This is a genomic window from Microbacterium sp. Be9 (genome assembly GCF_011754135.1).
Taxonomy (GTDB): domain Bacteria; phylum Actinomycetota; class Actinomycetes; order Actinomycetales; family Microbacteriaceae; genus Microbacterium; species Microbacterium maritypicum_A.
Window position 1 is genome coordinate 920,394 of sequence record NZ_WNWT01000004.1, and the last position, 13,726, is coordinate 934,119.

Annotated in this window: 15 protein-coding genes; 10 read left to right on the plus strand and 5 right to left on the minus strand. The window is 68.4% G+C overall.

From position 1 onward, the window contains the following. Positions 1-22: 22 nt before the first annotated feature. Positions 23-862, minus strand: coding sequence for a DUF3097 domain-containing protein (locus tag GLO27_RS08645; RefSeq protein WP_021198497.1), 840 nt, complete (start codon positions 860-862; stop codon positions 23-25). Between the two features lie 122 nt (positions 863-984). Between GLO27_RS08645 and GLO27_RS20015 the strand changes: the two genes are divergently transcribed. The 4 genes from GLO27_RS20015 (at position 985) to GLO27_RS08665 (ending at position 5,143) form a co-directional block, all read left to right on the plus strand. Continuing rightward, entirely contained in the window at positions 985-3,033 is a 2,049-nt protein-coding gene (locus GLO27_RS20015) for a TPM domain-containing protein (RefSeq protein ID WP_167254430.1), read from the plus strand. A 58-nt stretch (positions 3,034-3,091) separates the two neighbouring features. After that, positions 3,092-3,835 carry a PspA/IM30 family protein gene (locus GLO27_RS08655; RefSeq protein ID WP_017831053.1) on the plus strand — a complete coding sequence of 248 codons (744 nt, stop codon included), beginning with the start codon at positions 3,092-3,094 and terminating at the stop codon, positions 3,833-3,835. A 64-nt stretch (positions 3,836-3,899) separates the two neighbouring features. Further along, positions 3,900-4,703 (plus strand): arginase family protein, encoded by an 804-nt coding sequence (locus GLO27_RS08660; protein WP_021198499.1) that lies wholly within the window; start codon positions 3,900-3,902, stop codon positions 4,701-4,703. Continuing rightward, complete coding sequence (locus GLO27_RS08665; RefSeq protein WP_021198500.1) at positions 4,700-5,143, plus strand: hypothetical protein; 444 nt, start codon at positions 4,700-4,702, stop codon at positions 5,141-5,143. Before GLO27_RS08660 ends, GLO27_RS08665 begins: the two co-directional genes overlap by 4 nt. A 76-nt stretch (positions 5,144-5,219) precedes the next feature. Here the strand turns inward: GLO27_RS08665 and GLO27_RS08670 are convergent, their stop codons facing one another. Genes GLO27_RS08670 through GLO27_RS08680 form a run of 3 tightly spaced genes read right to left on the minus strand, consistent with a single transcriptional unit; the run spans position 5,220 to position 6,951 of the window. Beyond that, positions 5,220-5,690, minus strand: coding sequence for an SIP domain-containing protein (locus GLO27_RS08670; RefSeq protein WP_136023783.1), 471 nt, complete (start codon positions 5,688-5,690; stop codon positions 5,220-5,222). 53 nt (positions 5,691-5,743) lie between these two features. Beyond that, entirely contained in the window at positions 5,744-6,478 is a 735-nt protein-coding gene (locus GLO27_RS08675; protein ID WP_167254431.1) for a tyrosine-protein phosphatase, read from the minus strand. Then, positions 6,475-6,951, minus strand: coding sequence for a carboxymuconolactone decarboxylase family protein (locus tag GLO27_RS08680; RefSeq protein WP_021198503.1), 477 nt, complete (start codon positions 6,949-6,951; stop codon positions 6,475-6,477). The genes GLO27_RS08675 and GLO27_RS08680 overlap by 4 nt, the downstream gene beginning before the upstream one ends. A gap of 170 nt (positions 6,952-7,121) precedes the next feature. Between GLO27_RS08680 and GLO27_RS08685 the strand changes: the two genes are divergently transcribed. The 6 genes from GLO27_RS08685 (at position 7,122) to GLO27_RS08710 (ending at position 13,077) form a co-directional block, all read left to right on the plus strand. Then, a complete protein-coding gene (locus GLO27_RS08685) occupies positions 7,122-8,048 on the plus strand; it encodes an alpha/beta hydrolase (protein ID WP_292774678.1) in 927 nt (308 codons plus the stop codon). Between the two features lie 92 nt (positions 8,049-8,140). After that, the gene (locus tag GLO27_RS08690) at positions 8,141-9,661 is read left to right on the plus strand and encodes an ABC transporter substrate-binding protein (protein ID WP_167254435.1); all 1,521 of its coding nucleotides are present in this window, start codon (positions 8,141-8,143) and stop codon (positions 9,659-9,661) included. A gap of 17 nt (positions 9,662-9,678) precedes the next feature. Further along, complete coding sequence (locus tag GLO27_RS08695; RefSeq protein WP_021198506.1) at positions 9,679-10,629, plus strand: ABC transporter permease; 951 nt, start codon at positions 9,679-9,681, stop codon at positions 10,627-10,629. Then, positions 10,626-11,495: an ABC transporter permease gene (locus tag GLO27_RS08700; RefSeq protein ID WP_021198507.1), complete on the plus strand. Its 870-nt coding sequence runs from the start codon at positions 10,626-10,628 to the stop codon at positions 11,493-11,495. Before GLO27_RS08695 ends, GLO27_RS08700 begins: the two co-directional genes overlap by 4 nt. Further along, positions 11,492-12,283 carry an ABC transporter ATP-binding protein gene (locus tag GLO27_RS08705; protein WP_029266363.1) on the plus strand — a complete coding sequence of 264 codons (792 nt, stop codon included), beginning with the start codon at positions 11,492-11,494 and terminating at the stop codon, positions 12,281-12,283. Before GLO27_RS08700 ends, GLO27_RS08705 begins: the two co-directional genes overlap by 4 nt. Then, positions 12,280-13,077, plus strand: coding sequence for an ATP-binding cassette domain-containing protein (locus GLO27_RS08710; protein ID WP_031206731.1), 798 nt, complete (start codon positions 12,280-12,282; stop codon positions 13,075-13,077). The genes GLO27_RS08705 and GLO27_RS08710 overlap by 4 nt, the downstream gene beginning before the upstream one ends. A 30-nt stretch (positions 13,078-13,107) precedes the next feature. Here the strand turns inward: GLO27_RS08710 and GLO27_RS08715 are convergent, their stop codons facing one another. Then, complete coding sequence (locus GLO27_RS08715; protein ID WP_021198510.1) at positions 13,108-13,725, minus strand: GNAT family N-acetyltransferase; 618 nt, start codon at positions 13,723-13,725, stop codon at positions 13,108-13,110. Position 13,726 lies beyond the last annotated feature (1 nt).

The following is a 13,726-nucleotide window of genomic DNA, read 5'->3' on the forward strand; positions in this document are numbered from 1 at the left end:
ATACCTCCCGCGAGAGCCGCGCTCAGTGCGTCGGCGCCGTCACGAAGTCGATGAGTTCCTCCACACGGCCCAGCAGGGCGGGTTCCAGATCCCGATAGGTCGTCACCTTCGAGAGGATGTGCTGCCAGGCGCGCGCGGTGTCGGCCTGCGTCTCGTGCGGCCACCCGAAGGCACGGCAGATACCGACCTTCCACTCGATGCCGCGCGGGATCTCCGGCCACTTCGCGATGCCGAGGGCTCGCGGCGTGACGCACTGCCAGACATCGACGAAGGGGTGACCGACTATGCGGAGATGGCGACCGTGCGGGCCACGGGCGACCGCATCCGCGATCCGCGACTCCTTGGAGCCCGGGACAAGATGGTCGACGAGAACTCCGTAGCGTCGCGTCGCGCTGGGTGGTTCGGCTGCCAGCAGATCGTCGAGCAGATCCACCCCCTGCAGGAACTCGACGACCACGCCTTCGACCCGCAGATCTGCACCCCACACCTTCTCGACGAGCTCGGCATCGTGCTTGCCCTCGACGAGGATACGGCTGGGCAGCGCGACGCGGGCGCGCTGATCCGCGACCACGAAGGACCCGGATGCCGTCCGACGCGGGCCCTGGGCCTTCGCCGCGGGGACGACCAGACGGACCGGTGCGCCGTCGATCAGGAATCCTCCGCCGAGGGGGAACAGGCGTCGACGTCCGCCCCGGTCCTCCAACTCGACGTTCCCACCCTGCACGCGGGTCACGGCACCGCAGAAACCGTCGTCGGCGACCTCCACCACGAGATCCGTCTCCGCCGCGACCTGCGGCACCTGCTTCGCGCCGCGGTCGCGCCAGCCGGTGGCCAGCACATCCGAACCGTACATGTCGTCCATGCCTCCCAGCGTATGTGTCTGCGCTGAGGGCGAACGGAGAAGCACCATCGAGTGCTGTCGCGTGTCGGATCCAGTGCATAGACTCGTGGCATGGGGCTCGGCTGCCGGTCGGAGGGAACACGATGACGAAACGGTGGCTCGCGCTGGCCGCACTCACGCTCGCCGCGGTCGCTGGAGCGTTCACCGCCTCCGCGGCATCGGCCACCGATCCGCTCACCCTCGATGCCGGGTACGTCACCGATCAGGCGGGTGTGCTGAGCGCCGACGAAGAGGCCACCGTCGAAGCCCGGCTCCAGGAGCTCACCGACAACTCGAACGCCGACCTCTTCGTCGTCCTCGTCGACGACTTCACCAATCCCAGCGACAACGTGCAGTGGGCGGATACGGTCGCACAGGACAACAATCTCGGCACCGAGCAGTATCTTCTCGCGATCGCCGTCGACGGCCGGAGCTACTACATCTCCGCCGCCCCCGACGGGCCCGTGAGCTTCGGACAGCTCGACAGCATCGAGGACAAGATGGTTCCCTTCGCGTCCGACGGCGACTGGGTCGGAGCGATCACCCTCGCCGCCGATGAGATCCAGGGAGACGGGGGCGCCGGCGCGCTCCGGATCGGCCTGATCGTCGTCGCGATCGTCGTGGTCGCGCTGCTGGTGTGGCTCGTCGTCGCTCTCGTGCGCCGCGCGCGCCGCCGCGCCGAGATCCGTGAGCGCGGCGCCATGCCCGAGACCCCCGATCCCGCCGATCCCTTCTCCGCTCTGACCGACCAGCAGGTCGAGACACAGGCCGGACTCGCGCTCGTGCAGGCGGACGATGCGATCACCTCGAGCCGGGAGGAACTCGGCTTCGCCGTCGCCCAGTTCGGCGAGGGCGCGACCGAGGAGTTCACGCGCGTCGTCGATGCGGCGAAGGCCAAGATCTCCGAGGCCTTCGACCTGAAGCAGAAGCTCGACGACGAGATCGAGGACACGATCCACGACCGCAGGGCGTGGCATATTCGCATCATCCAGATCGCGGACGAGATCGACGACATCCTGGATGACAACACCGCCGCATTCGACGAGCTCCGCAAACTGGAGCAGAACGCCCCGCAGGAGCTCGAGCGGGTCCGTCGTGAGCGCGCGGCGCTCGACCCGGTCCTCGCCGCGGCCGCTCCAGCCCTCTCCGCACTCACGTCCACCTACGCTCCGGCGGCGCTCGCAATGGTCGCGGACAACCCCGCACAGGCCCGCGAGCGAGCCGACCTCGCGGATCGATCGATCGAGGCGGCGGCGCAGGCGATCGCGGCCGGCCGTTCGGGCGAGGCGGCGTTCGCGATCCGCACCGCAGAGCAGTCGGTGGCGCAGGCGGCACAGCTCGCCCAGGCTGTGACGACGCTGGGCACCGAGCTCTCGACGATCGAGGCGCAGTCCCAGGCGCTCGTCACCGAGCTGCAGGGAGACCTCGCGGCGGCGCAGCAGCTGCCCGATCCTTCGGGAGCGATCGCCGGCGCGGCCTCCGCGACCGCACAGCAGCTCCAAGTGGCACAGACCGACCTCGCCGGCTCCACGCGTAATCCGCAGCGCGTTCTCGAGGCGCTCACCGCCGCCAACGAGCAGATCGATGCCGCGATCGCTCAGGGCAGGGAGGGCGTCGAACGCGCGCGTCGTGTGCAGCAGATGCTCGATCAGACCCTCACTCAGGCGAACTCCGAGATCCGCGCGGCTCGTGACTTCATCGAGACGCGCCGAGGAACCGTGGGCTCCACCGCCCGCACCCGCCTCGCGAACGCGGAGGCGAGCCTGACGCAGGCGCTCAACCTGCGGGCGACCGACCCCGACGCCGCGCTGGCGGAGGCAAACCGGGCGCTCGCCCTGGCAGGCCAGGCGACGTCGGCTGCGCAATCCGATGTGCAGGCGTACGCCCCTCCCGGTTACGACCAGGGCGGCTTCGGAGGCCTGTTCGGCGGATCCGGGTCGTCGTCCAGCGGCTCGGGGATCGGCGGGGACATCCTCGGCGGCATCATCGGCGGGCTGCTCGCCGGCGGCGGAAGCGGCGGATCCTCGCGCCGCGGCGGCAGCAGCGGCTGGCGCTCTTCCGGAGGCGGAGGCTTCCGCAGCTCCGGGTTCGGCGGAGGCGGCGGATCCCGCAGCAGCGGCCGCAGCGGCCGCTCGGGAGGTAGACGCTTCTGATCCCCTACACAGACACTTACGACAAGCTCTCGAAGACGCCCTCTGAAAGGAACCACGCATGACCAAGCAGTCCATCTTCGGACGTATCTCGACCCTCGTCCGCGCGAACATCAACTCCCTGCTGGACTCTGCGGAGGACCCGCAGAAGATGATCGACCAGCTCGTTCGCGACTACACGAACAGCATCGCCGACGCCGAGTCCGCGATCGCGGAGACGATCGGCAACCTACGCCTGCTTGAGCGCGACCACGAGGAAGACGTCCAGGCGTCGACCGAATGGGGCAACAAGGCCCTCGCCGCCAGCCGCAAGGCCGATGAGATGCGCGCGAGCGGCAACACCGCCGACGCGGACAAGTTCGACAACCTCGCCAAGATCGCCCTGCAGCGCCAGATCAGCGCCGAGCGCGAGGCCACCGGTGCTGAGCCCCAGATCGCGGCGCAGACCGAGATCGTCGACAAGCTCAAGAGCGGCTTGAACGGCATGAAGGACAAGCTGGTCGAGCTCAAGAACAAGCGCAGCGAACTCCTCGCGCGCGCCAAGGTCGCCGAGGCGCAGACCAAGGTGCAGGACGCTGTCGGCTCGATCAACGTGCTCGACCCCACCAGCGAGCTGGGGCGGTTCGAGGACAAGGTCCGCCGCCAGGAGGCCATCGCGCAGGGCAAGATCGAGCTCGCAGCGTCGAGCCTCGATGCCCAGTTCGAGAGCCTGGAAGACCTCGGCGAACTGACCGAGGTCGAGGCACGTCTCGCCGAGCTCAAGGCCGGCGGCAGCGCTCCCCGCCAGGCCATCGAAGGCAACTGACACCACCGGCGGATGCCCCGGGCAGCGCGCCGGGGCATCCGCCCTCTCTTCTTCGGAGGCACCCATGGTGCGATTCCTCGTCATCCCGCAGTGGCAGGGTTCACCCGCACCGCGCGCGATGCTTCTCACCGACGGCGCCGCAGCGATCGCCGGTGATCTCCCCCGCGCGGCGACCACGGTGCTCGACGTGCCGGTCGAGGCCGGCGAATCCCTGGGCACCGACGTCCGACGCCTGAGCACTCTGCTCCGCACCCGTGAACAAGTACACGGGCACATCGACCACGACACCGTGGTGATCGGCGGCGACTGCAGCGTGACCGTCGCCGCTCTCGATGCCCTCCCGGGAGGGACGGAAGGGCTCGCCGTGGTGTGGTGCGACGCGCACGCCGACATGCACACGCCCGAGACCTCACCGTCCGGTGCATTCTCGGGCATGGCGCTGCGGGCGCTGCTCGGTGAGGGTGAGGATCAACTCGTGCTCTCCCCCGCGATCCCCGCGCACCGTGTGGTGACCGTCGGGATGCGCAATCTCGACGATGCCGAGGTCGAGCAGATCGCCCCTTTGAGCAACCTCTCGGTCGACGACCTCGCACGCCCCGAAGCGCTGCTCGACGCGGTCCGCGCGACCGGGGCGACGCGGGTGTGGGTCCACATCGACGTGGATGTGCTCGATCCCTCGGAGTTCGCGGGCGTGTCGTCTTCCGTGCCGTTCGGACTCTCGCCCGCGGCTCTGAGCACTGCCATCCGCGCACTGCGCAGCGAAGTGCCACTGGCGGGCGCGACGATCGCCGGGTTCGCTCCCCGGTCTCCGGCCGACGCGGTCGACGACCTCGGTGCGCTGCTGCGGCTGGTCGGAGCGGTGGCGTGACCGCCGCCACGGACTGGCGGCCGGCCGCAGAACAGGCTCTCGCTCGCGGAAGACGCCTCGACCGACGGATTCCCTCTTTCCTGCTGCGCTCTCCGATCAGCCGCCTCGGCTACGCCTGGGGCACGGCCATCGGGTGGATCTGGGGCTCGCTGTGGAGCACCGGCCCCGTCGAGCGGCGCGAAGGCTTGTGGATCTTCCAGGGCATGCCCTCATGGACCTTCAATCGCGGCGGGGTGTGCGTCGGCGGCTGCTTCCTGACGGGTGGCACCCGCCCCAGCGAGGCGGTTCTCCGCCACGAAGCCGTGCACAAGGAGCAGTGGCTTCGCTACGGCTTCCTGATGCCGGTGCTGTACCTCTTTGCGGGGCGGAACCCCCTACGCAATCGCTTCGAGATCGAGGCGGGACTCGAAGACGGCAACTACGTGCGCCGCACGCGGTGACGGGCTGACGGCCTTCGCATGGGCGCGGGCCACTGGACGGCACGTCAACATGCCGTGAGCCGCCTGCGCGTGCGAATCAGCGGTCGGCGGGCAGCAGGCCGAAGCGCTCGGGAGCGTGGATGAGCGACGGGGAGATCTCCAGCGCACTCGTCAGGTGGTCGATGATGTCGGCCGTGCCGAGGTAGCTGCCGAGCAGAGTGACGTGGGTCTCGATCTCGTCGTCGCACATCATCTCGTCGGCCCACGCGCAGGTCGCTCTTGCCAGAGCCTGACCGGGTGCGCACGCCCGACCGCTTCCGGGAGCACCGGACCGCTGCTCACGAGCGAGCCACGTGACCGTCATTCGACCAGGAGCATCGATCACGCCGATGTCGGCGACCTCGGGCACCTCGATGAAGATGCGACCCGACGCGCACAACGGCAGCGTGGTCAGGAACACCTCGAGCTCAGTGAGCGAGTGCTCGTCTGCCGTCACCAGGTGATGGGAACGCTGACGTGCCGCGCGACGTTCGGCGCGCGTGCCGCGAGTCTCGAGCGAGGTGTCCATGGTGTCTTTATCGTACACCAAGTGAAGGCTTGCCTAACCTTGCATCAGCTCGGTCATCGCCGGGAGCTTTCGGTGGAGGAAGCCGGTTCGACGAGCGCCGCCACCAAGGCGGCCAGTTCGGCCTCGGTCATCCCCTGCGCGCGCAGGTATGCGGCAGCAGACCCCCACCGTTCGTCGACCTGCTGCAGCAGACGACGCATCACGGGCGCCGGGGACTGGGTCGCGAGCGCCACCGCGTGCACGGCCTCCGGGTGCTGGGTCCGCAGGTACTCGGCGATCCACCGCGTGCGCTGAACAGGAAGCTGCGACTCGGTGAGCGCATAGTCGGCGATCACGGCCTCGCGATCGGCTCCGACGGCGGCGAGAGCGAGGGCGACGGTGACGCCGGTCCGATCTTTGCCGACGGTGCAGTGCACCAGCGTGCACTCTCCCGCGGCGATGATGCGGATGGCGTCGACGAGTCGTTCGCCGCTCTCCTCGAGCAGATGCAGATACAGGTCTTCGAGACTCGTGTCGGCCTCGAAGAAGGATCGCACCGAACCCAGGAACAAGGGAAGGTGTGTGGTGTCCGGCCCCTCGATCTCCGTGGGTTCCGCAGCGACCTCTTCGCCGTCGCGCAGATCGACGATGTGCCGAACCTGTGCCCGCAGCGCGGCGGCGCCGGATGCGGTCGCACCCGAGAGCTGTCCCGATCGCAGCAGCACCCCGGAACGGATACGACCACCGTTCGCCGGCATACCCCCGACATCCCGGATGTTCGAGACACCCTCGACCTCGAGGATCGTCATGCCTGACCCTTCGGATCGCGAGCAGGAACGGGGTAGCGTCCCGCGATCACGATGCGGTTGAAGGCGTTGATCGACACGCAGGCCCAGCTGAGCGCCGCGTACTCCTTCTCGGTGAACACACTTCCCACCTGGTCGTAGACCTCGTCGGAGATCCCGTCCTCGGCGATGAACGTGAACGCTTCGGCGAGCTCGAGGGCGGCGCGTTCCCGCTCGCTGAACACACCGCTCTCGCGCCACGTGGGGATCTGCGTGAGAGTGTCGGTGTCGACCCCCGCCGCCACCGCTCGGTCGACATGGATCCGCGCGCAGTACGCGCAGCCGTTGAGCTGCGAGCAGTGGATCATGACGAGCTCCTTGAGGCGGTCGTCGATGCCGTTGGCCGCGCAGATCTGCCCCACGGTCTTCGAGAACGCGTCAAGCGCCTGGTACGCCGTCGGCTCGGTCTTGGACAGGTGCACACGCGTCTCGCTCATGACTCCATGATATTCGGCGAGCATTGCCCACGCTCCGACTGACGCGTCTGCAGGAAATGCATATTGACAACAGGAGAGCGAAACATAGAGACATAATGAGCAACCGACCGCCGCAATTGCTTGTCGTAATGGTCCTGCATTTCTTGCGCGTCTGCGCGAGGGCGCAGAATGTGGAGGTGGCGATAGACATCAGCGAGTTCAGCTATCTTCCCGCACAAGCCGAAGCACTCGGCGTGCCGTTCCCGGCGGTGGAGCGTCTCACCCTTCCGCTGCCGGACGGACGCACCCTGAGCGCCCTTCGTTTCGGAACCGACGAGCCGCGCGTGACACTGCTGCACGGAGCGGGCCTGAACGCGCACACCTGGGACACCACATCGCTTGCGCTGCAGCAGCCGCTGCTCGCGATCGATCTCGCCGGGCACGGCGACTCCTCCTGGCGTGACGACATCGACTACACGCCGCGAACGCTCGCCCGCGACGTGGCCGCCGCGCTCGACGCCTGGGCCACGCAGCCCCAGGTCGTGGTCGGCCAGTCGCTCGGAGGACTCACCGGTGCCGCGCTCGCAGCCGCACGACCCGATCTGGTGTCCGAGCTCATCATCGTCGACATCACGCCAGGGATCGACGTGACAGCCGGACCCGCGGCGCTGCGCGAGTTCTACGCGGGCCCGACCGACTTCGCCACGCGGGACGAACTCGTCGACAAGGCGATCGCGCTCGGCTTCGGCGGATCCCGCCCCGAGACCGAACGCGGTGTCTTCCTGAACACGCGCGTACGCGAGGACGGACGCGTGGAGTGGAAGCACCACTTCGCACACCTCGCCGCCCAGGCTCTCGCCGCTCACGACCCCGGATCGGCAACCGCCCCGTCGGTGCTGCACGAGACGGGCTGGGATGACCTGGCCGCAGTCCGCGCGCCGATCACCCTGGTGCGGGCCGCACGAGGATTCGTCAGCGAAGCCGATGCCGCCGAGCTCCAGCGACGCGTGCCTGCGGCGCAGCTGGTCGTCCTCGATGCCACCCATAACGTGCAGGAGACGGCACCGACCGCTCTCGCCGGTCTCATCGGCTCGGCAGCACCCGCCGCCGGAATATGACTCTCCGTTCCATACACGACCCTCACCCCGCCTCACATCTCTAGGCTCGATTCCACGGCACACAGCAGCTGCCGCACCGAGAGGAAACGCCCATGTTCCGACGCACCCGACGTCTCGCGCTGATATCCGCGCTCGCGGCCACCGCCATGATCCTGAGCGCCTGCTCCGGCACCACCGAGCCCGAGCCCAGCAGCGCAGCGGGAACACCCGACCCGAGCGCCACCCTCCACGTCGGACTCGTCCTCGAGCCGACCAATCTCGACATCCGCCACACCAGTGGTGCCGCGCTCGAGCAGATCCTGATCGACAACATCTACGAGGGTCTCGTCACCCGCACGCAGGACAATGAGATCGAGGGTCGCCTCGCCTCCGACTACACCGTCTCGTCCGACGGTCTCACGTACACGTTCACCCTGAACGACGGCGTCGTCTTCCACGACGGCACGCCGCTCACGTCCGCCGACGTCGTCTCCTCGTACGAGACCGTGCGCACGGATGCGACCGTCCAGGGCAACGCGGACTTCGCCTCGGTGACGGCGATCACTGCACCGGACCCGACGACGGTCGAGATCGTGCTGTCCGCACCGAACCAGAACTTCCTGTTCGCCCTCACGGGGCCCGCCGGTCTGGTGTTCAAGACCGGAGACACCACCGATCTGAAGACGGCCGAGAATGGTACCGGTCCCTTCACTCTGACGCGCTGGAACAAGGGCAGCACCATCACCTTCGCGCGCAACGACGCCTACTGGGGCGATCCGGCCGGCGTCGCTCAGGTCGAGTTCCAGTACATCCCCGACTTCACCGCGGGGGTGAACGCCGCGCTGGCCGGCGACGTGGACGTGCTCACGGCCGTGGATCCGAACCTCGCGCCGCAGCTCGAGGACTCGGGAGACTTCGCCCTCACGACCGGGCGCACCACCGACAAGGCCACTCTCGCCTTCAACAACAAGAAGGCCCCGCTCGACGACGTCCGCGTGCGCGAAGCACTCCGGCTCGCCATCGACCACGAAGCTCTCATCGAGGCGGTCGGCGCCGGCACCGCGCTGTACGGGCCGATCCCCGAGCTCGACCCCGGCTACGAAGACCTGTCCGACGTGATCTCCTACGACCCCGAGAAGGCCAAGGATCTGCTCGCAGAGGCCGGCCAGAAGGACTTGGAGCTGACGCTCACGATCCCCTCCTTCTACGGCACGACGGTGCCGAAGGTCCTGATCTCGGACTTCAAGAAGATCGGGGTGACGCTCGAAGTCAACTCCGTCGAGTTCCCCACCTGGTTGGAGGACGTCTACACGAACCACGACTACGACCTCAGCTTCGTTCTGCACGTCGAGCCGCGGGACTTCGGCAACTTCGCCGATCCGGACTACTACTTCGGCTACGACAACGCCGAGGTGCAGGACCTGTATGCGAAGGCACTTGCCGAGGTCGACCCGGACAAGTCCGCGGACCTGCTCGCGCAGGCCGCACGCATCGTGTCGGAGGACCACGCCGCCGACTGGCTCTACAACGGCGAGACGATCACGGCGGTGAGCCCGATCGTGGCCGGCTTCCCCGAGGACTCGATCAACTCGCGCATCAACCTCGCGGGCGTCACCGTCTCCGCCGAGAAGTAGCGAGCGGTCACCCCTTCGTGATCCGCTATGCGCTCGTCCGAGGAGTCCTGCTCATCGCAGGGCTCCTCGTGTCGAGCGTGCTCATCTTCCTGACGCTCCGCGTCTTCCCCGGCGATGTCGCACAGCTCATCGCCGGCACCCAGGCCTCCCCCGCCGAGGTCGAGGCCCTGCGCGAATCCCTCGGATTGAACCGGCCTCTGCTCGCCCAGTACGCCGACTGGATCGGCGGCATCTTCCGCGGCGACCTCGGCACGTCTCTGCTGTCGGGCGCCTCCGTCGGCGAAGAGCTCCTCCTCAAGGCCCAGGTCACCGTCCCGCTCGGCATCATGTCGCTCCTGATCGCCGTGCTCATCGCCGTGCCCTTCGGCATCCTGGCCGCGCTCCTGCGCAACCGACGCGGCGGCACCGCGCTCAGCGTCGGCGCTCAGGCGCTGGCTGCCGTCCCCGTGGTGTGGGCCGGCATGATGCTCATCGTGGTCTTCTCGGTATGGCTGGGCTGGCTTCCACCGCAGGGGTTCCCCCGCACCGGCTGGTCGACGCCCGGAAGGGCGATCGAGTCGCTCCTGCTCCCCGCACTGACGATCGGGATCGTGGAGGGGGCGATGCTGATGCGATTCGTACGCAGTGCGACGCTCCAAGCCGCAGGACAGGACTTCGTCCGCACCGCCGCGGCGAAGGGGCTCACTCGCACCCGAGCGCTCATCCAGCACGGCATCCCGGCCGTCGGTCTCTCGATCATCACGGTGCTCGGCCTCCAGGTCGCCGGCATCATCGTCGGATCGGTCGTGATCGAGCAGCTGTTCACCCTCCCGGGGATCGGACGCATGCTCGTCGCCGATGTCGGAACGCGCGACCTCATCAAGGTGCAGAGCGAGCTGCTCGTGCTCACCGGATTCGTGCTGGTCGTGGGCTTCCTGGTCGACCTCGTGCACCGCGCGATCGACCCTCGACAGCGGGAGGCCGCATGACCCCGCGCTGGCTGGGCCGACTGTGGAACACCTCGACGGGGCGCTTCGGTGCCATCGTCGTCGTCGTGATCGCCCTCACCGCGCTCGTCGCCCTCTTCTGGACACCTTTCGATCCGCAGGCATCGGACATCGGCGATCGCTGGCTGCCGCCGAGCTGGCCGCATCTGCTGGGCACCGACGACACGGGTCGCGACATCCTGAGCCTGCTGATGGCGGGTGCCCGCACGACCGTCTTCGTGAGCATCGGAGCAGGGCTCGTCGCCACCGTGGTCGGTATCGCACTCGCAGCCCTCGGAGCACTGACCGCACGCTGGCTGCGTGAGACCGTGGCGGTACTCGTCGACATCCTGATCGCATTCCCCGTGCTGCTGATCGCCATGATGATCTCCTCGGTCTGGGGCGGATCCCTCTGGGTGGTGATCTGGGCGGTGGGAATCGGCTTCGGCGTCAACATCGCGCGCGTCACCCGCCCCGAGTTGCGCCGTGTGCAGCAGAGCGACTTCGTCCTGGCTGCGCGAGCCGCGGGGGTCACGCCTGCTCAGAGCCTCGTGCGACACCTGCTGCCGAACGTCGCCCCCGTCTTCATCGTGCAGCTGTCGTGGTCGATGGCGGTCGCAGTCCTCGCCGAAGCCGGTCTCTCGTATCTGGGTTTCGGCGCCTCGGTGGTCGAACCGAGCTGGGGCCTGCTGCTCGCCGACCTCCAACGGTATATCGGGGTGCATCCGCTGTCCGTGCTCTGGCCGGGGCTCACGATCACGATCACCGTCCTCGCGCTGAACCTGCTGGGCGACGGTCTGCGCGAGGCGACCGATCCGACGCTGCGGCATCGCGCCGCCGAGATCCACACCCCGGGGGTGGTCGCATGAGCCTCTCCGTGAAGGACCTCGTGGTCGAGATCGATGGGCGACACGTCGTCGACGGCATCTCCTTCGAGGTGCCCGACGGCGCGCGACTCGGACTCATCGGCGAGTCCGGGTCCGGCAAGTCCCTCACCGCGCTCGCTGTGCTGGGACTGCTCCCGGACGGCGCGACCACGAGCGGGAGCATCCGCTGGAACGGCACCGAGCTGGTGGGGATGCCGGATCGCGAGCTGGCCCGCCTTCGCGGCGACGACATCGGCATCGTGTTCCAGGAGCCGCGCACGGCACTGAATCCGATCAGGACCGTCGGGCGGCAGATCGCGGAATCGATCCGCATCCACGAGGGACTCGGGCGCCGCGAGGCCCGGGAGAGGGCGATCGCGGAAGCGGCACGGGTGCGGCTTCCCGACCCCGCGTCGATCGTGGACCGGTACCCGCATCAGCTCTCCGGCGGTCAACGCCAGCGTGTCGCCATCGCGATGGCACTCGCGTGTCGTCCGAGACTGCTCATCGCCGATGAACCGACGACCGCGCTCGACGTCACGATCCAGGCCGAGATCCTCTCCCTGCTGCTCGCGCTCGTCGCGGACGAGGGCATGTCCCTCGTGTTCATCACCCACGACCTCGCCGTGCTCGCACAGGTCGCGACCGAGGGAGTCGTGCTCGAACACGGGCACGTCGTCGAAGCCGCCCCGGTCTCGACCCTTCTCTCCGCACCGTCCTCGCCCATCACCCAGGGGTTGCTGCGGGATGCGACGGCGACCCTGTGGCGTCCGGACGGGGGTGCCGCGTGAGTCTGATCGAAGCCCGAGGGCTCAGTCGCGACTTCTTCGTCCCGAAACGCTCCGCATTCGAGCGCACCCGCACGCAGACCGCCCTGGCTCCCACCGACCTCGACATCGTCGAAGGATCGTCCGTCGGCATCATCGGCGAATCCGGATCGGGCAAGTCCACGCTGGTCAGGCTGCTGCTGGGACTGGACCGACCGACGTCCGGCACGATCGCCGTCGGCGGCCGCCCGGTCGACGCCACCGCATCGGCGAGGTCCCTGCATTGGCTGCGCCGCGAGACAGGGCTGGTGTTCCAGGACCCGTACGCGTCGCTCGACCCCCGGATGACGGCCGGCCAGATCGTGCGAGAACCGCTCTGGGCCCTCGGCATCGAGGGGGATCACCGCGCGCGTGTGCGGGAGGTGCTCGCCCGGGTCGGGCTCGAACCCGAGATGGGTGACCGCTATCCGCATGAGTTCTCGGGCGGGCAGCGGCAGCGGATCGCCCTCGCGCGAGCAATCGTGCATGGCCCGCGGATCCTGGTCGGCGACGAGCCGCTGTCGGCGTTGGACGTGACCGTTCGTGCCCAGATCCTCGAGCTGCTGATCGAACTGCGACACACGACCGCCCTCACGCTGGTTCTCGTGTCGCACGACATCGGAGTGGTGCAGAACCTGTGCGACACGGTCGTCGTGATGAAGGACGGCCATATCGTCGAGCGGGGCGCTACTCGCGACGTGCTCCTGCATCCGACACAGGACTACACGAAGAGGCTGCTCTCGGCCATCCCCGTCATCCCCGCCGGCCCCGGGCATTGAGAGAGCGATCGCGATACCGGACGAGCGTCCTCAGCGCCGCGAGCCGAAGAGCCCTCCCCGCCGCCGCCCTGTCGGCTTGAGCACGCGGCGCATGTACACGGTGCCGAGGTCTCGGCCGAACTTGTACCCGACGCGTCCCATCCGTCCCGCTTCGACGAAGCCGAGCTTCTCGTGCAGTCGAATCGACGCCTCCGCACCGTGGTCGCTGATGACCGCGACCATCTCTCGGAGGCCGATCTGCTCGCAGGCATCGATGAGCGCCTGCAGCAACGCCGCCCCCAGGCCTTTGCCTCCCGCACCGGGACCGAGGTAGATCGAATCCTCGACGGTGTACTTGTAGGCGTTCTTGCCTGCCCATGGCTGCGCGAGGGCGTAGCCCATCACCTCGCCGCCCGGGGACACCGCGACGAGAAACGGAAGCTCGAGCCGGGCGAGCAGAGCGTACTTGTCGCGCCAGTAGGGAATGCTGCTGCGTCGCTCGTCGAGTGTCACGGCCGAATTGCTCACGAAGTGGTTGTAGATCTCGCGCACATGGGGCAGGTCGGCAGGCCGCGCGGCGCGGATCGTGTACGAGAAGATCTCGGGCGCGGGCGCAGGCCGCAGGTGGCGCGGCAGGACACGACGACGGTCCCCCGGCTCGAACTGCATG